The organism is Enterobacter sp. TCD1-1, from assembly GCF_020567405.1.
GTDB lineage: Bacteria > Pseudomonadota > Gammaproteobacteria > Enterobacterales > Enterobacteriaceae > Enterobacter > Enterobacter quasiroggenkampii.
On the sequence record NZ_JAJCXF010000001.1, the window covers coordinates 170,811 to 188,505 of the forward strand.

The 17,695-nt window shown below is 55.3% G+C and carries 16 protein-coding genes, 1 pseudogene and 1 other annotated feature; of the genes and pseudogenes, 8 read left to right on the forward strand and 9 right to left on the reverse strand.

Features of this window, described 5'->3' with window-relative positions; all coding sequences use genetic code 11:
- Positions 1-71: 71 nt before the first annotated feature.
- Both LJA86_RS00835 and ykgO read left to right on the forward strand, forming a co-directional pair.
- Positions 72-332, forward strand: coding sequence for a type B 50S ribosomal protein L31 (locus LJA86_RS00835; RefSeq protein ID WP_006176933.1), 261 nt, complete (start codon positions 72-74; stop codon positions 330-332).
- Positions 333-334: 2 nt separating this feature from the next.
- Entirely contained in the window at positions 335-475 is a 141-nt protein-coding gene (gene ykgO / locus LJA86_RS00840; protein WP_003859006.1) for a type B 50S ribosomal protein L36, read from the forward strand.
- On the opposite strand, the gene LJA86_RS00845 is transcribed toward ykgO, so the two are convergent.
- Positions 472-1,182 (reverse strand): GNAT family N-acetyltransferase, encoded by a 711-nt coding sequence (locus tag LJA86_RS00845; protein ID WP_069720245.1) that lies wholly within the window; start codon positions 1,180-1,182, stop codon positions 472-474. The genes ykgO and LJA86_RS00845 overlap by 4 nt on opposite strands.
- A gap of 101 nt (positions 1,183-1,283) precedes the next feature.
- Here LJA86_RS00845 and LJA86_RS00850 point away from each other — a divergent pair, with 101 nt between their 5' ends.
- Positions 1,284-2,744 (forward strand): PLP-dependent aminotransferase family protein, encoded by a 1,461-nt coding sequence (locus LJA86_RS00850; protein ID WP_229225353.1) that lies wholly within the window; start codon positions 1,284-1,286, stop codon positions 2,742-2,744.
- Here LJA86_RS00850 and LJA86_RS00855 read toward each other — a convergent pair.
- The 6 genes and pseudogenes from LJA86_RS00855 to acrA form a co-directional block, all read right to left on the reverse strand.
- A complete protein-coding gene (locus LJA86_RS00855) occupies positions 2,716-3,183 on the reverse strand; it encodes a YlaC family protein (protein WP_045909756.1) in 468 nt (155 codons plus the stop codon). The genes LJA86_RS00850 and LJA86_RS00855 overlap by 29 nt on opposite strands.
- 117 nt (positions 3,184-3,300) lie before the next feature.
- Positions 3,301-3,852, reverse strand: a complete 552-nt coding sequence (gene maa, locus LJA86_RS00860; RefSeq protein WP_045909755.1) for a maltose O-acetyltransferase — start codon at positions 3,850-3,852, stop codon at positions 3,301-3,303.
- Positions 3,853-4,060: 208 nt separating this feature from the next.
- Entirely contained in the window at positions 4,061-4,279 is a 219-nt protein-coding gene (locus LJA86_RS00865) for an HHA domain-containing protein (protein ID WP_008499287.1), read from the reverse strand.
- Positions 4,280-4,306: 27 nt separating this feature from the next.
- Positions 4,307-4,681, reverse strand: coding sequence for an Hha toxicity modulator TomB (tomB, locus tag LJA86_RS00870; protein WP_008499288.1), 375 nt, complete (start codon positions 4,679-4,681; stop codon positions 4,307-4,309).
- A 508-nt stretch (positions 4,682-5,189) separates the two neighbouring features.
- Positions 5,190-8,335: pseudogene (acrB, locus tag LJA86_RS00875) on the reverse strand (multidrug efflux RND transporter permease subunit AcrB).
- A 22-nt stretch (positions 8,336-8,357) separates the two neighbouring features.
- The gene (acrA, locus tag LJA86_RS00880) at positions 8,358-9,551 is read right to left on the reverse strand and encodes a multidrug efflux RND transporter periplasmic adaptor subunit AcrA (RefSeq protein ID WP_045909753.1); all 1,194 of its coding nucleotides are present in this window, start codon (positions 9,549-9,551) and stop codon (positions 8,358-8,360) included.
- Positions 9,552-9,692: 141 nt separating this feature from the next.
- Here acrA and acrR point away from each other — a divergent pair, with 141 nt between their 5' ends.
- Positions 9,693-10,346: a multidrug efflux transporter transcriptional repressor AcrR gene (gene acrR / locus LJA86_RS00885; protein WP_048225918.1), complete on the forward strand. Its 654-nt coding sequence runs from the start codon at positions 9,693-9,695 to the stop codon at positions 10,344-10,346.
- A gap of 113 nt (positions 10,347-10,459) precedes the next feature.
- On the forward strand, positions 10,460-13,807 hold the full coding sequence (mscK, locus tag LJA86_RS00890; protein ID WP_229225358.1) for a mechanosensitive channel MscK: 3,348 nt from the start codon (positions 10,460-10,462) through the stop codon (positions 13,805-13,807).
- A 1-nt stretch (position 13,808) separates the two neighbouring features.
- Here mscK and rsmS read toward each other — a convergent pair whose 3' ends face one another.
- Together rsmS and priC are read right to left on the reverse strand one after the other, a co-directional pair.
- Positions 13,809-13,997 (reverse strand): pleiotropic regulatory protein RsmS, encoded by a 189-nt coding sequence (gene rsmS / locus LJA86_RS00895; RefSeq protein WP_111967307.1) that lies wholly within the window; start codon positions 13,995-13,997, stop codon positions 13,809-13,811.
- Positions 13,998-14,011: 14 nt separating this feature from the next.
- Positions 14,012-14,539, reverse strand: a complete 528-nt coding sequence (gene priC / locus LJA86_RS00900; protein WP_229225360.1) for a primosomal replication protein N'' — start codon at positions 14,537-14,539, stop codon at positions 14,012-14,014.
- A gap of 50 nt (positions 14,540-14,589) precedes the next feature.
- Between priC and LJA86_RS00905 the strand changes: the two genes are divergently transcribed.
- The 3 genes from LJA86_RS00905 (at position 14,590) to dnaX (ending at position 17,687) form a co-directional block, all read left to right on the forward strand.
- Entirely contained in the window at positions 14,590-14,967 is a 378-nt protein-coding gene (locus tag LJA86_RS00905) for a DUF454 family protein (RefSeq protein ID WP_046888905.1), read from the forward strand.
- Positions 14,968-15,118: 151 nt separating this feature from the next.
- Positions 15,119-15,670, forward strand: a complete 552-nt coding sequence (apt, locus tag LJA86_RS00910) for an adenine phosphoribosyltransferase (RefSeq protein WP_000127359.1) — start codon at positions 15,119-15,121, stop codon at positions 15,668-15,670.
- Between the two features lie 88 nt (positions 15,671-15,758).
- The gene (gene dnaX, locus LJA86_RS00915; protein ID WP_196364936.1) at positions 15,759-17,687 is read left to right on the forward strand and encodes a DNA polymerase III subunit gamma/tau; all 1,929 of its coding nucleotides are present in this window, start codon (positions 15,759-15,761) and stop codon (positions 17,685-17,687) included.
- Positions 17,017-17,081 (forward strand) — a sequence feature (DnaX frameshifting element). Its footprint overlaps the gene before it by 65 nt.
- Positions 17,688-17,695: the final 8 nt, after the last annotated feature.

The following is a 17,695-nucleotide window of genomic DNA, read 5'->3' on the forward strand; positions in this document are numbered from 1 at the left end:
GGAGGGGTTGTTTTTTAAATCTGGCCTGGATATTATTTTGTTATGTTATAACAAAACATAAAGGATTGACGATGAAACCCAATATCCATCCCGCCTATCGCACCGTGGTCTTCCATGACACCAGCGCGAATGAATACTTCAAAGTGGGCTCAACCATTAAGACCGACCGCGAAATTGAACTCGACGGTGAAACGTATCCGTATATCACCATCGAGGTTTCTTCAAAATCGCACCCGTTTTATACCGGTAAGCAGAAAACGTTCTCCACGGACGGTAGCGCAGCGCGCTTCCGCAAGCGTTTTGGTGGATTTCTCAATGCGAAGCGGGGCTAACCATGCAGGTACTTAACTCATTGCGCAGTGCAAAACAGCGTCACCCGGATTGCCAGATAGTCAAACGCAAGGGACGCTTGTACGTGATTTGCAAATCCAATCCGCGCTTTAAGGCGGTTCAGGGACGTAAAAAAAGACGCTAAACGCGCGTTTCTCGCCAGCTTTCCAGGGATCTTTTCTGTTTGCCATCGGCAGTAAAATTGTCGGTGGCAAGCCAGCTTTCAAAGGCGTTCGCCAGCGTCGGCCACTCTTTATCGAGAATCGAAAACCAGTCGGTATCCCGGTTATGGCCTTTTATCACCAGCGCCTGACGAAAACGCCCCTCAAACTGAAAACCCAGACGCAGGGCGGCCTTGCGGGAAGGTTCGTTCAGGCTATTGCACTTCCACTCATAACGCCGGTAGCCCAGGGTATCGAACACATACCGCATCAGCAGATATTGCGCCTCTGTTGACATGGGCGTGCGGCTTAAAAGAGGCGAGAAGTGAACGTGCCCCACCTCCACGACCCCGTTTTTAGGATCGATCCGCATCAGGGACAGCGTTCCGACCGGAGACCGGGTCTGGTTATCGATAACGGTAAAGTGTATGGGGTCGGATAACTCACTCACGCTCGCCACCCATTCGGCAAACTCCTCTGCGGTAGCGTCGGGTTCACGCAGTAGCCACGTCCAGCTGCGCGTATCTCCGGCCAGGGAATAGGCGGAGAATAGCGCGTTGGCATGCTCCACGCGCAGCGGTTCAAGGCGACAATACCGGCCCTGAAGCACGACCCGGGATGGGGGCTGACGAGGTTGCCAGTCGCTAAGCGCTTCACCCACTGGCTGTCCGAACTGATTGAATGTCTTCATCTTCATTTCCGTGACGTTGAAAAGAGCTTCAGACTAGTGAATTGCTGGTTCCTTAAAAAGAACCACTGCGCTATGTTTTGATGGTGCCACGAGGAGACGAGATGAATATACCGGGTGATGAATTTTATACCTTGCTCAACGCAGCCCTGAAAAAACGCGGGGAAGAGACGCTCCAGCGCGCGCTTTATCTTGCTTTACGGGAGGCGATTCTGTGCGGAAGGCTCCTGTCCGGCAGCCAGCTTCCCGGTTCGCGAACGCTGGCCCTGCAGCTCTCCCTTTCCCGCAATACCGTCAATGCGGCGCTGGACCAGCTCACGCTGGAAGGGTATTTGCAGCGTAACCGCCAGGGAACGCGGGTGGCACAGCTGGCTTACCGCTCGGCCACCCGGACATTGCCTGACCCTGACATCAGGCTCGCCCGGCGGGTTGGCCTGCTGCCTGCGCCGGTGCAACGGGATACCCCGGTACTGGCATTTACGCCGGGGACACCCGCCATCAACTATTTCCCTCTGCCGCTGTGGCGGCGATTGTACGATCGCGTGATGCGGGAGGAGGGAAATGCCTTGCTGGGGTATGGCGACCCGGCCGGTGAACCGTCGCTGCGGGCAGCGATTGCCCGGCATCTCGCCCTGTCCCGCGGTATCGACTGCGACGCGAGCCAGATTGTGATCACGGAAGGCGCGCTTGAGGGCGTCAACCTGTGCACAATGTTGCTGAGTGAGCCGGGGGATATCGCCTGGGTAGAAAACCCCGGCTATAGCGGGGCAAAAAGCGCGTTTGTTAAAACCGGCCTGACCATGACGGGGATCCCGGTTGATGACGAGGGGATGTGCTGGGAGGGACTGAATGCCCCTTCTCCCTCGTTAATTTTTACCTCACCTTCACACCAGTTCCCCTACGGAAGCGTGCTCAGCGCCCGGCGGCGTCTGGCGCTGCTGGAGCTCGCCCGGCAGCACAACGCGTGGATCATCGAAGACGATTACGACAGCGAATTCCGTTATGCCGGAGAGCCCGTGCCGGCGATGCTGGGAATGGTCAACAATGCGCCCGTGGTTTATCTCGGGACGTTCAGTAAAACGCTGTTTCCGTCGCTCCGAATAGGGTTCATGGTCTTGCCGCCTGCGCTGGCGAAGGCGGTTCGTCCGGCCATCGGCTCGCTGTTGCGCGGTGGGCATCGTGCCGAACAGCGCACGCTGGCGCTGTTTATCGAAGAAGGTCACTATGCCCGTCATCTTGCCGCCATGCGTCGGCTCTATCGTAAACGATACCGCCAGCTGCGAGAGGTGCTGGGCGCAGAGCTTCATACGCCGCACCGTATTCTGGCCGGTGAAGGCGGGATGCATCTGACGCTGGCGATAGACGATATTGATGACCAGAAACTGGTGGAGCAGGCAAGGGCGTTTCAGCTGGCACCCGCTGCGTTGAGCGGGTACTACCTGGAGGCGAAGCAGGGGCAAACCGGTCTGGTTTTAGGTTACGGCAATACCTCTGCTTCTCAGTTTGCGCCGGGGATCCGGCGTCTGCAGGCGTTAATTACGCAGCAGCAGGGCGCGAAAGGGTAAAGACGTCATAGAAAGAGAGCTGACCTTTGGTAGAGACCATTTTCTGCAGCTTCTCTTTTTGCACGGTTTCAACGGCCGGAGAGTGCAGAATGCTGTCGATCAGCTCCTCTGGCACGTAACGCGTGTTGTACCATTCGCCGTTATAGCAGACCCGGAAATCGAGGACGTCGATATCTTCGTAACGGTAGCGCGGATTCACGTCGAAAAAGAAAAAGGCGTTAAAGACCACAAACAGTACAACCAGCAGCCAGACGGAGTCCACCAGTGTTTCAGACTTCAGCATCACAATAAGCGTCGCCAGCCAGGCGGCATACATGGCGACAAACAGTCCAGGATGTTTGCGAATAAAGCTAATGCTAAAGCGCGGGCGATTGTCGCGCTTTTCGCGGAGGTTAAGATCGTCGATGGTGGCGGTGAGCAGGCGCTGTATCTCGGTCATTTTTTGCCTTTATGAGAGTTGACAATACAGGGTGTCTGCCAATTTTAGGGGAGCCATTGGGCTGAAAAAAGTAACAGTCTGGCGCTAAAAGACCATAACAGTTGGCTCCCTACTCCCTCAGAGCGTTTTGATGATTTTTGCCGGATTGCCGCCCACGACAACGTTAGCCGGGACGTCTTTCGTCACCACGGCTCCGGAGGCCACCACCACATTATCACCAATGGTGACGCCAGGGTTAATAACCGCCCGACCACCGATCCAGACATTATTCCCAATGGTGACGGGTTTGCCAAACTCCACGCCGCTGTTCCGTTCCTCTGCATCCAGCGGATGGGTGGCCGTATAAATATGTACACCCGGCGCGAGCATGCAGTTATCGCCGATACGAACGGGGCAGACATCCAGCATCACGCAGTCGAAGTTCGCGTAAAAGTTTTTACCCAGAGAGATGTTATATCCATAGTCGCAGCGGAAGCTCGGTTCGATATAAGCGCCTTCGCTTTGCCCCAGCAGTTCCGCCAGGATGTTCTGGCGTTCTGTCTTTTCATCGGGCGCGGTGTGGTTATAGCGGTACACCAGATGGCGGGCCCGCAGTCTGTCGGCCCGTAACGTCTCATCGCCGGGGCGGTAGTGTTCACCGGCAATCATCTTCTGTTTTTCTACGCTCATAGGAAACCTCTCTGGAAAAGATTACCGCAGAGTAATAGGAACAGGCCGGGAGGGGAACGTTCCCGAAAAGCCGATGTGACTGGTGTCACAACAATGTTGCTGATAAACACGTTTTACACGGAGACCTGGCCTGGGCACAGGGAGCATAACGGGATAGGTAAAAACAGCTTAGAACGTGGCGTAGAACTCTACAGACACCCTTCAAACATTAACGGACAAATTTCCATACAGAAGTAGGGATTTTGTCATACAGCTTATTCATGGTCAGTTCAGCAAGACGATGGTCCGCGGCTGAATAAAATACGGCCAGTTCATTATCAGAAAGCTCGTATTTATTCTTTTCAATGACGCGTTCGAGCGTGTCAATTGACTGGCAACGTCGTAAGCGCATCAAATAATCGATTTTTGTGAGTGGTTTATCAGACATAAATTCACCTTAGTAATTGTAATAATTTTAACAGGAAAGACTAACCGGGTTAGCTCTGCTCACGTTGACGAAACAGCGGAATAGCCGGTTTCCCGATTTACGCCATTTTTGCAAATCCTGGGCGTTAATGCCGTAACTACTGAACAACATAAAGGTGTCGTCCAGGTATTCATCAATTTGCTCAATGAGCTTATTATCTTCATTGTACTTAATTTTATAATTAAGTGCGAAGGTTGCGATATGCTCTATCAGCTCATTCAACTGTAAATTGATGGCAGACGTTGGGTCGTTTACCCAGCCATGGTTACTTTCATCAAGGTTGGCAAGGCAGTCATGGTACAAGGATTCGCAGAGAAATTTCAACTGCGCGATATCATGCCTTTTTGGCGAGTACTCGTCCATAGCGCATCCCCTTCTGAGTGATTTCTTACTCACCGAACATCATAGTCGGGATGGATACAACTGACTTAGCTACATGAGTGCTGTGTTCCTGATAACTTAACTATAAGCCACTCCTTCCTGGATTTCATCGCGCTATTACGAAAAATTACAAATAAAACCGTAGACTGCGAGCATGTACGCAATGTTCCGTCCTGGACACCCTTTTTTTATCCAAATTAACGCGATTTTTTATCGCTTCCTTACGTTTCATTGGCTTAGCAAAACGGCCTGAAAAGTTCAGATTCGAACTTCTCTTTGTAAGAACTTCTCATTAGGAATATTCCTAATAGCTTAAGCGGAGAAATGAAATTAAAAAAATCCTGAATTCACCGATTAAGTTATCAGTTAATTATGATATGTCTAATTAAGATGGCAGAAAATAAATAGAACCACAATAAGCGTAATTTATGATTTTTTCTGAAAATGAAAAAGGCCGCTAATGCGGCCTTTTTATCATGTGAAACCGGTATCAGTGAGGTTCTACCGAATGCGTGTGTTCAATATCCTCATTTTTCCGGCTGAAGCGGCGGCGAACCACCACGAAGAACACCGGTACGAAGAAGATAGCGAGTACGGTTGCGGTAACCATACCACCCATAACGCCTGTACCAACCGCGTTCTGCGCACCGGAGCCAGCACCGGAGCTGATAACCAGCGGCAGTACGCCGAGGATAAACGCCAGTGATGTCATCAGGATTGGGCGCAGACGCATACGAACAGCCTCAAGCGTCGCCTCAATCAGACCTTTACCTTCTTTCTCCATGAGATCTTTGGCGAATTCAACGATAAGTATCGCGTTCTTCGCCGACAAGCCAATGGTTGTCAGCAGGCCTACCTGGAAGTACACGTCGTTGGTCAGTCCACGGAACGTTGCCGCAAGCAGCGCACCGATAACCCCAAGCGGTACCACCAGCATAACGGAGAACGGAATTGACCAGCTCTCGTACAGCGCTGCCAGACACAGGAAGACGACGATCAGTGAAATCGCGTACAGGGCAGGGGCCTGGTTTCCGGACAGACGTTCCTGATAGGACATACCGGTCCAGTCGTAGCCGATCCCAGAAGGCAGTTTGCTCGCCAGCTCTTCCATCAGGTTCATGGCTTCACCGGTGCTTCGGCCCGGAGCGGCCTGACCCAGGATCTCCATCGATGGCAGACCGTTATAGCGTTCCAGACGCGGCGAACCGTATTCCCAGCGAGACGTTGAGAACGCCGAGAACGGTACCATCTGACCATTGCTGCCGCGCACGAACCAGCTGTTGATATCGTTTGGCAACATACGGTATTGCGCCTCGGACATCACGTACACTTTCTTCACGCGACCGCGGTCGATGAAGTCGTTAACGTAGCTACCGCCCCAGGCGGCGCCCAGCGTGGTATTAATGTCACTGATGGATACGCCCAGCGCCTGGGCTTTCTCCTGGTCGATGTCGATTTTGTACTGCGGCGTATCTTCCAGGCCGTTCGGACGCACGCCGACCAGCAGGTCAGGGTGCTTAGCCACTTCGCCAAACAGCTGGTTACGCGCCTGCGTCAGTTTTTCGTGACCCAGACCGCCCTGGTCAATCAGCTGGAAGTCGAAGCCGGTCGCGGTACCCAGTTCAACAATCGCTGGCAGGTTGAAGGCGAACACCATCGCATCTTTAATCTGCGAGAAGGTGCCCATCGCACGGCCGGTAATGGCTTCAACCTTGTTCTCTTTGCCCGGACGTTCAGACCAGTCTTTCAGAGAAACGAAGGCAATACCGGTGTTCTGACCACGACCCGCAAAGCCAAAGCCGTTAACCGCAAACACGGATTCAACGTTGTCTTTCTCTTTGGTGAGGTAGTAGTCCGTCACTTCGTCCAGCACTTTCTGGGTACGCTCTTGCGACGCGCCCGCAGGAAGCTGTGCCATCGTCAGGAACACGCCCTGGTCTTCATCCGGCAGGAACGAGCTTGGCAGACGAACGAACAGGAACGCCATCCCCACGACGATGATGATATAGAGCAGCAGGTAACGACCGGTGCTGCGCAGGATGTTGCCCACGCTGTCGGTGTAGTGGTGCGTGCTCTTATCAAACATGCGGTTAAACCAGCCGAAGAACCCTTTATGCTCGCCGTGACCGCCTTTCTGAATTGGCTTCAGCATGGTGGCACACAGGGCAGGGGTCAGGATCAATGCGACCAGCACCGACAGCGCCATCGCGGAAACGATGGTAATCGAGAACTGACGGTAAATCGCACCGGTAGAGCCCCCGAAGAAAGCCATCGGGATAAATACCGCAGACAGTACCATCGCGATACCGACCAGCGCGCCCTGGATCTGACCCATTGATTTACGGGTCGCTTCCTTCGGCGGCAGACCTTCTTCCGCCATTACGCGCTCGACGTTCTCGACCACGACGATGGCGTCATCCACCAGCAGGCCGATGGCGAGCACCATCCCGAACATCGTCAGGGTGTTTATCGAGTAGCCAAATATCGACAGGATCGCAAAGGTCCCGAGCAGAACAACCGGCACGGCAATCGTTGGGATAAGCGTCGCGCGGAAGTTTTGCAGGAACAGATACATCACCAGGAACACCAGGATGATGGCTTCTACCAGCGTTTTAACCACTTCGTGAATCGAAATTTTGACGAACGGCGTGGTGTCATATGGGTAAACGATTTTCAGACCTGACGGGAAGAACGGTTCCATCTTCTTCAGCTCTGCGCGGATCGCCGTGGCGGTGTCCAGGGCGTTAGCCCCTGTCGCCAGTTTGATACCCAGACCGGAAGCCGGTTTACCGTTGAACTTCGCGATGATGTCGTAGTTCTCACCGCCCAGCTCGACTTTAGCCACGTCGCGCAGGCGAACCTGGGAACCGTCCTGATTCACTTTCAGCAGAATTTTGCTGAACTCATCGGCAGAGGTCAGACGGGTCTGTGCGATGATCGAGGCGTTAAGCTGCTGCCTTTCACCGGCGGCGTACCGCCTAACTGACCGGCTGCCACCTGGGCGTTCTGCGCTTTAATCGCATTGATCACGTCAACAGGGGTCAGCTGGAAGTTGTTCAGTTTGTTCGGATCCATCCAGATACGCATCGCGTACTGAGAACCGAACAGCTGAACGTCACCCACACCGGAAGTACGGCTGATGGCGTCCTTCATGTTGGCACCCACGTAGTCGGAAATATCCTCCTGCGTCATGGTGCCGTTGGTGTTGATAACGCCGACAACCATCAGGAAGCTGCTGGACGATTTCTCGACGCTCACACCCTGCTGTTGTACTTCCTGCGGCAGCAGAGGCATCGCCAGCTGCAGTTTGTTCTGCACCTGAACCTGCGCAATGTCAGCATCCGTACCTGACTGGAAGGTCAGGGTGATCTGAACTGTACCGGTAGAGTCACTGTTTGAGGACATGTACATCAGGTTATCGATACCGTTCATGTTCTGTTCGATAACCTGAGTGACGGTGTCCTGCACCGTTTTCGCATCAGCCCCCGGGTAGGTTGCGGAGATAGTCACCGCCGGTGGCGCAATCGTTGGATATTGCGCGACAGGCAGCTTCAGGATCGCAAGTCCCCCGGCCAGCATGATGATAATGGCGATCACCCACGCAAATATGGGGCGATCGATAAAGAAATTAGGCATGTCTTAACGGCTCCTGTTTAAGTTAAGACTTGGTTTGTTCTGACTGGCCAGCGGCCGAAGCTTGTTGTTTATCGTCAGATTTCACTTCCTGTGCTTTAACCTGCGCGCCAGGACGAACTTTTTGCAAACCAGAAACAATCACGCGATCGCCATCTTTCAGACCTTCCGTCACCAGCCATTTATCGCCAATCGCCTGTGTGGCGGTGATATTGCGCGTTTCGACTTTGTCATCTGCTCCGACAACCAGCGCGCTCGCATCGCCACGTGGCGTACGGGTCACACCCTGCTGTGGAACCAGAAGTGCGGTTGGATTCGTTCCTTCTTCCAGACGCGCGCGAACGAACATACCTGGCAGCAGATTCTTGTCAGGATTCGGGAAAATCGCACGTAAGGTGATGGAACCGGTGGTCTGGTCGACCGTCACATCAGAGAATTCCAGGGTACCTTCCTGCGGGAACTTGATACCGTCGTTGGTAATCAGCTCCACTTTGGCTTTGCCGTTTTCCTGTTTCAGGGTGCCGTTAGCCAGCTCCTGTTTCAGGCGCAGGAAATCATTGCTGGACTGCGTGACGTCAACGTAGATCGGATCGAGCTGCTGCACGGTCGCCAGCGCAGTGGTCTGACCGTTCTGCACCAGAGCCCCTTCCGTCACGGAAGATTTACCAATACGACCGCTGATAGGCGAGGTCACTTTGGTATAGGCCAGGTTAATGCGCGCGGTTTCGACGGCCGCTTTGGCTGCCACCACGGCGGCGTTAGCCTGTTGGGCATCCGCCAGGGCGGTATCGTAATCCTGCTGACTGATGTACTTGGTGCCGAGCAGTTTTTGATAGCGGTTCAGCGTCAGCTGAGCAATTTTAGCCGCGGCCTGTGCTTTAGCCAGATCGCCTTTCGCGCTTTCATAAGACGCCTGATAGGTTGCGGGATCAATCTGATACAGAGACTCACCGGCCTTCACATCACCGCCTTCGGTGAAGTTACGTTTCAGGATAATGCCGCTAACCTGAGGACGCACTTCCGCAATGCGGTAAGCATTTGTACGGCCGGGTAATTCGGTGGTGATTTGTAGAGGTTCAGATTTGAGCGTCACAACGCCTACTTCTGGCGCCTGCTGAGCTCCTTGTTGAGCCGGTTTGTCGTCACATCCTGTTAGCGCTAAGCTGCCTGAGAGCATCAGAACGACCGCCAGAGGCGTTAACCCTCTGTTTTTGTTCATATGTAAACCTCGAGTGTCCGATTTCAAATTGATCAAGGGTCCTGAGTCTAAAAACCCATTGCTGCGTTTATATTATCGTCATGCTATGGTACATACATTCACAAATGTATGTAAATCTGACTCCTGTAAATTCACCCACCTATGGCACGAAAAACTAAACAACAAGCGCTGGAAACCCGACAACACATTCTGGATGTGGCAATACGTTTGTTCTCGCAGCAGGGTGTTTCATCTACCTCGCTGGCACAAATTGCTCAGGCTGCCGGTGTGACGCGGGGAGCGATTTACTGGCATTTTAAAGACAAGTCAGATCTGTTCAGTGAAATCTGGGAGCTTTCAGAGTCCAGCATTAGCGATCTCGAGAGTGAGTATCGGGCAAAATTCCCTGACGATCCACTCTCAGTATTGAGAGAAATATTAGTATATATCCTTGAAGCAACGGTAGTTGAAGAACGTCGCAGATTAATGATGGAAATAATCTTTCATAAATGCGAGTTCGTGGGCGAGATGGCGATTGTTCAGCAGGCACAACGCAGCCTCAGCCTGGAGAGCTATGACCGTATTGAATACAACCTGAATCAGTGCATGCAGGCAAAACTGCTACCGGCCAACCTGTTGACCCGCCGGGCGGCAATTCTGATGCGTAGCTACATTTCCGGTCTGATGGAAAACTGGCTGTTTGCGCCACAGTCGTTTGATCTTAAAGCGGAGGCCCGCAGCTACGTCGCGATTTTACTGGAAATGCTACAGCTCTGCCCGACGCTGCGCAGTGACGCGCCGTCGCTAACCGCCTGACTCATTTCCAGGATTTATCTCAGAGGCTCACGTTCGCGCTATTCTGCTTCCGGCGAGCGTGATATTCTTCACGCCGGACTATTTTCGGTCATCTTCTGACATCATTCACAACTATGCTGCCCATCAATCGCTCGCAACATCCTGTTTTTGCATTGCTCTTTGCGATGCTGTTTTTCTTCGCCACGGCGCCGCTGACCTGGGCCCGCGCCGACAACAGCAACGATATCCCCACGCGTGCGGATGTTCAGTCGCAGCTCGACACGCTGAACAAACAAAAAGAACTCTCTCCTCAGGAAAAACTGACGCAGCAGGATCTGACGGAAACGCTGGAAACGCTGGATAAAATTGAACGCGTTAAGGCAGAAACCGCACAGCTCCGTCAGAAGGTGGCGCAGGCCCCAGAAAACATGCGCAGAGCGACGGAATCGCTGAATGCCCTGAGCGACGTGGATAACGACGACGAAACACGCAAAACGCTCGCCGCGCTCTCCTTACGCCAGCTCGAATCGCGCGTGGCGCAACTGCTCGACGACCTGCAAACGGCGCAGTCCGATCTCGCCACCTACAACAGCCAGCTTGTCTCCCTGCAGACCCAGCCCGAGCGCGTGCAAAATGCGATGTACGCCGCGTCTCAGCAGCTGCAGCAGATCCGCAACCGCCTCAACGGCACAACGGTAGGAGAGGGCACGCTGCGCCCGACGCAGCAAACCCTGCTGCTGGTGCAGCAGACGTTGCTCAATGCGCAGATTGAACAGCAGCGTAAAAGTCTGGAAGGGAATACGGTGCTGCAGGACACCCTGCAGAAACAGCGCGATTACGTCACCGCAAACATTAATCGTCTGGAGCACCAGCTACAGCTGCTGCAGGAAGCGGTTAACAGCAAGCGCCTGACGCTGACGGAAAAAACCGCCCAGGAGGCCGTATCCCCTGACGAAACCGCCCGCATCCAGGCCAACCCGCTGGTGAAGCAGGAGCTCGAAGCCAACCACCAGCTTAGCCAGCGCCTGATACTGGCGACCGAAAACGGCAACTCGCTGGTTCAGCAAAATATCAAGGTGAAGAACTGGCTGGATCGCGCCCTGCAGGCGGAACGCAACATCAAAGAGCAGATCGCGGTCCTGAAAGGCAGCCTCCTGCTGTCGCGTATTCTCTACCAGCAGCAGCAGACGCTTCCGTCCGCCGATGAGCTGGAAGACATGACCAACCGCATTGCGGATTTACGTCTGGAACAGTTTGACGTCAACCAGCAGCGCGATGCCCTTTTCCAGAGCGATACCTTTGTCGCCAAAATTGAAGAGGGGCACTCCAGCGACGTGAACCCGGAAGTGCACGACGCGCTGCTCCAGGTCGTGGATATGCGTCGCGAGCTGCTGGATCAGCTCAACAAACAGCTGGGCAACCAGCTGATGATGGCCATTAACCTGCAAATCAACCAGCAGCAGCTGGTGAGCGTCTCGAAAAGTCTGCAGGAGATCCTGACTCAGCAGATTTTCTGGGTAAACAGCAACAAACCGATGGACTGGGACTGGATTAAATCCTTCCCTGAGACGCTGAAAACGCAGATCAAGAGCATGAAGATCACCGTGAACTGGGAGAAAGCCTGGCCTGCGGTGATGATTGCCTTGCTGGCGGGGCTACCGCTGCTGCTGATCGCAGGTCTGATTCGCTGGCGTCTGGGCTGGCTGAAAAAATACCAGGCGAAGCTGGCGTCCGAAGTGGGGCAGCTGCGTAACGATAGCCAGCTCCATACGCCAAAAGCGATTCTGATCGACCTTATTCGCGCCCTGCCGGTGTGCCTGATTATTCTGGCCGTGGGTCTGATTCTGCTCACCATGCAGCTCAACGTCAGCGATCTGCTGTGGGCGTTCAGTAAAAAACTGGCGCTGTTCTGGCTGGTGTTTGGCCTGTGCTGGAAGGTGCTGGAAAAAGACGGCGTGGCGGTGCGTCATTTCAACATGCCTGCGCAGCTGACCAGCCACTGGCGTCGTCAGATTGTGCGCATCAGCCTGGCGCTGCTGCCGCTGCACTTCTGGTCGGTTGTCTCTGAGCTTTCCCCGCTGCATTTGATGGATGATGTGCTGGGCCAGCTGGTCATCCTGCTGAACCTGCTGCTGATTGCTATCCTGATGTGGCCGATGTGCCGCGACAGCTGGCGTGATAAAGAGTCCCACAATATCCGTCTGGCCACCGTGACCGTGCTGGCGATCATTCCGCTGGCGCTGATGGTGCTGACGGCAACGGGCTACTTCTATACCACGCTGCGCCTGTCCGGGCGCTGGATTGAAACGGTCTATCTGGTGATCGTCTGGAACCTGCTCTATCAGACCGTGCTGCGCGGCCTGAGCGTGGCGGCCCGCCGCATTGCCTATCGCCGTGCCATCGCGCGTCGTCAGCATCAGGTGAAAGAGGGGGCCGAGGGCGCGGAGCCGCAGGAAGAGCCGACCATCGCGCTGGAGCAGGTTAACCAGCAGACGCTGCGCATCACCATGCTGGTGATGATCGCCCTGTTTGCCGTGATGTTCTGGGCTATCTGGTCCGATCTTATTACCGTTTTCGCCTATCTCGACAGTATTACCCTCTGGCAATACAACGGAACCGAAGCCGGCGCGGCGGTCATGAAAAGCGTGACCATGGGCAGCCTGCTGTTTGCGCTGGTGTCGTCGGTGGTCGCCTGGGCGCTGATCCGCAACCTGCCTGGCCTGCTCGAAGTGCTGCTCCTGTCACGTCTGAATCTTCGCCAGGGGGCGTCCTACGCCATCACCACGATCCTCAACTACGTCATCATTATTGTTGGAGCGATGACGGTCTTTGGTTCGCTTGGCGTCTCGTGGGATAAACTGCAGTGGCTGGCGGCCGCCCTCTCGGTCGGTCTTGGTTTTGGCCTGCAGGAGATCTTCGGTAACTTTGTCTCCGGCCTGATCATCCTCTTTGAACGTCCGGTACGTATCGGCGATACCGTCACCATCGGCACGTTCTCGGGAACGGTCAGCAAGATCCGTATTCGTGCGACCACCATCACCGACTTCGATCGCAAAGAGGTGATCATCCCGAACAAAGCGTTCGTGACCGAGCGTCTGATCAACTGGTCGCTCTCGGATACGGTGACGCGCGTGGTGATTCGCCTGGGCGTGGCCTATGGATCGGATCTGGATAAGGTGAAAGAGGTGCTGCTGAAGGCGGCGTCTGAACATCCGAAAGTGATGCACGATCCGGCTCCGGCGGTCTTCTTCACCACCTTTGGGCCGAGTACGCTGGATCACGAGCTGCGTTTATACGTGCGTGAACTGCGTGACCGCAGCTACACGGTGGATGAGCTTAACCGCTCTATCGATCGTCTGTGCCGTGAAAACGATATTAATATCGCCTTCAACCAGCTTGAGGTTCACCTGCGTAACGAGAAAGGTGATGAGCATACGGAAGTGAAGCGCGAGATTAAGGGTGATGACCCCACTCCGGCGTAATCTATAATTTTCCCTCTCCCTGTGGGAGAGGGTTAGGGTGAGGGCAACAGGCCTTCACCTTTGCCTCAAAATCCCGCCGTACAATCTCCAGTGCCTTAAGCACCGTCCCGGCGGGAATATCATGATTCTCCAGCAGCATAATCAAATCGACGGCCAGCTTGACCTCATCGGGTGCATTTTCCAGTGACATGGGTGTGGCTCCTGTTAACGGGTCAAACGTTCTATGACGCGTTCAATGTCATCCAGCGCCTGACGGCAGCGGACGATGCGTCCTTCCAGCGCGCTAATCTCGCGCATCAATAGCTGCTGCTCTTCCAGCGTTTCGCTGTTGTTCAGGCGCACCTCGCGTTCGCGCTTCATCTCAAACAGTCGGCGTTCAAACTCCTGGTTCTCCAGCCGCTTGCGCTGCCATTTGCCGAGCCCCGGTGAGGCGCTGTCCCAGGCGCGCAGCGGCCAGGCGGCGATTTCGCGATGCAGCGCGGTGATCTGCTCGGTGAGATGCGCCGCAAGCCACGCCACCTGTTCCTGCTGTTCATACTCAACCGCATGGCGAAGCTCGTCGAGGTTCGTCTGCGCTTCAGTCAGGTAATCCTGAATAACGGTGCTGCGGGTCCGAAAAAGCTGCCGGTCAAAGCGCGGTTTCAGCGTGGCGTGCCCCATCAGCGGCGTGGCCTGCTCCCGCAGAGCAATCAGCTGATTTTGCAGCCTCTCAAGAAGCAGTGCTGTTTTCAAGGCGCTCTCCAATGGTAAAGTAGCCGTTCAGTTTGATAACGATTCGCATTATGCAGCGTACTATTTTAATCATCATTGGCTGGCTCGCGGTAGTGCTTGGCACGCTGGGTGTGGTTTTACCCTTGCTGCCGACCACGCCGTTTATCCTGCTGGCGGCCTGGTGCTTCGCCCGCTCGTCACCGCGTTTTCACCACTGGCTGCTCTATCGCTCATGGTTTGGCGGCTATCTGCGGTACTGGCAAAAACACCGGGCCATGCCGCCCGGCGCGAAGCCGCGCGCGATCGCGGTGATCCTCATCACCTTCGCCATTTCATTATGGCTGGTGAAAATGATGTGGGTGCGGATCCTGCTGCTGGTCATCCTGACCTGCCTGCTTATCTTCATGTGGCGGATCCCTGTGGTTGATGAAAAGCAACAAAAGCACTGAAGCCTTATCATGGCTGTTGCAATTATTGCGTACAGCCAGTAAATTCGACCGTTTTCGAGCACTGGCGCGCCTGGTTAAAGGTTAAACAATTGTTACCTTTGCCGACTCGTTGCGCGCCGTGAGTAACACTGTTTCATTTAGGCACAAACCGATGACCGCAACTGCACAGCAGCTTGAATATCTGAAAAACAGCATCAAAAGCATCCAGGACTATCCAAAGCCTGGCATTCTTTTCCGTGATGTCACCAGCTTGCTGGAAGACCCGAAAGCGTACGCGCTCAGCATTGAACTGCTGGTCGAGCGTTATAAAAACGCCGGGATCACCAAAGTAGTAGGTACCGAAGCCCGTGGCTTCCTGTTTGGCGCACCGGTTGCGCTGGCGATGGGCGTAGGTTTTGTGCCGGTGCGTAAGCCGCGCAAGCTGCCGCGTGAAACCATTGCAGAAAGCTACGAGCTGGAGTACGGCACCGATCAGCTGGAGATCCACGTTGACGCGATCAAGCCAGGCGACAAAGTGCTGGTGGTTGACGATCTGCTGGCGACCGGCGGCACCATTGAAGCGACCGTGAAGCTGATCCGCCGTCTGGGTGGGGAAGTGACCGACGCGGCCTTCATCATCAACCTGTTCGATCTCGGCGGTGAACAGCGCCTGGAAAAACAGGGTATTACCAGCTACAGCCTGGTGCCTTTCCCGGGTCACTAATCCCGGTTTTCACAACCTCGCTCAATGGGTGAGGTTGTGATAGCATTCCCCTCCATAAATTCACCTTCCAGCGTTGCAGAGCCTGCCCATGAGTTATCAGGTGTTAGCCCGTAAATGGCGACCACAAACCTTTGCTGACGTTGTCGGTCAGGAACATGTGCTGACGGCCCTGGCGAACGGCTTGTCGCTAGGTCGCATCCATCACGCCTATCTTTTTTCCGGCACCCGCGGCGTCGGTAAGACCTCTATTGCCCGTTTGCTGGCAAAAGGTCTCAACTGCGAAACCGGGATCACCGCCACGCCGTGCGGCGTGTGTGATAACTGTCGGGAGATCGAGCAGGGGCGTTTTGTCGATCTGATCGAAATCGATGCCGCTTCGCGCACCAAAGTTGAAGATACCCGCGACCTGCTCGACAACGTGCAGTACGCCCCGGCGCGCGGCCGCTTCAAGGTCTACCTGATCGATGAAGTGCACATGCTCTCGCGCCACAGCTTCAACGCCCTGCTGAAGACGCTGGAAGAGCCGCCCGCGCACGTGAAGTTCCTGCTGGCGACCACCGATCCGCAAAAGCTGCCGGTCACGATTTTATCGCGCTGCCTGCAGTTCCACCTGAAGGCACTGGACGTCGAACAGATCCGTGCGCAGCTTGAGCATATTCTTGATGAAGAGAAGATTGTCCATGAACCGCGCGCCCTGCAGCTGCTGGCCCGCGCGGCGGACGGCAGCCTGCGTGATGCATTAAGCCTGACCGACCAGGCGATTGCCAGCGGTGACGGCAAGCTCTCCACCGAGGCGGTCAGCACCATGCTTGGCACGCTGGATGACGATCAGGCGCTGTCGCTTATCGAAGCGATGATTGCCGCTAACGGCGAACGCGTGATGTCGCAGGTGAACGCGGCCGCTGCCCGCGGTATTGAGTGGGAAGGGCTGTTGGTTGAGATGCTCAGCCTGCTGCACCGCGTGGCGATGCTGCAGCTTTCTCCTTCCGCGATTGGTGCGGATATGGCGGCCATTGAACAGCGGATGCGTGAGCTTGCCCGCACCGTGCCGCCTGCCGACGTGCAGCTTTATTACCAGACGCTGCTGATTGGCCGCAAAGAGTTACCGTTTGCGCCGGATCCGCGGATGGGCGTTGAAATGACGCTGCTGCGCGCGCTGGCGTTCCACCCGCGCATGCCGCTGCCGGAGCCGGAAGTGCCGCGACAGTCTTTCGCGCCGGTCGCGCCCACGGCGGTGATGTCTCCGCAGCAGGTGCCGCCGCAGCCGACGCCGCCACCGCAGCAGAACGTACCGCTGTCGGATGCCACCAGTTCGGTGCTTGCCGCGCGCAGCCAGCTGCAGCGTGCCCAGGGAGTAACCAAACCAAAAAAGAGTGAACCGGCAGCGCCAGGAAGAGCGCGGCCGGTGAACAACGCCGCGCTTGAACGACTGGCCTCGGTAACGGAGCGCGTTCAGTCGCGTCCGGCACCGTCCGCGCTCGAGCAGAAAGCCCCGGTGAAAGAAGAGGCTTACCGCTGGAAGGCAACCACCATCACCGAAACCGTGAAGGAAGAGGTGGCCACGCCGAAAGCGCTGAAAAAGGCGCTGGAGCATGAAAAAACGCCGGAGCTTTCCGCGAAGCTTGCCGAAGAGTCCATTGCGCGCGATGCCTGGGCCGCCGAGGTCAGCAAACTCCAGTTGCCGAAGCTGGTCGAGCAGGTCGCGCTGAACGCCTGGAAAGAGCAGGACGGCAATCAGGTGCGTCTGCACCTGCGTCCGGGCCAGCGGCACCTCAATTCCCCTGGCGCGCAAAAGGCGCTGGCCGAGGCGCTGGCCACATTACAGGGGGCACCGGTTGAATTGACTATCATTGAAGATGATAATCCGGCAGTGAAAACGCCGCTCGAGTGGCGCCAGGCCATTTATGAAGAGAAGCTCGCGCAGGCGCGCGAGGCGATTATTGCGGATAACAACATTCAGACCCTGCGCCGGTTCTTCGACGCCGATCTGGATGAAGAGAGTATTCGCCCCATTTGATCGTGAGT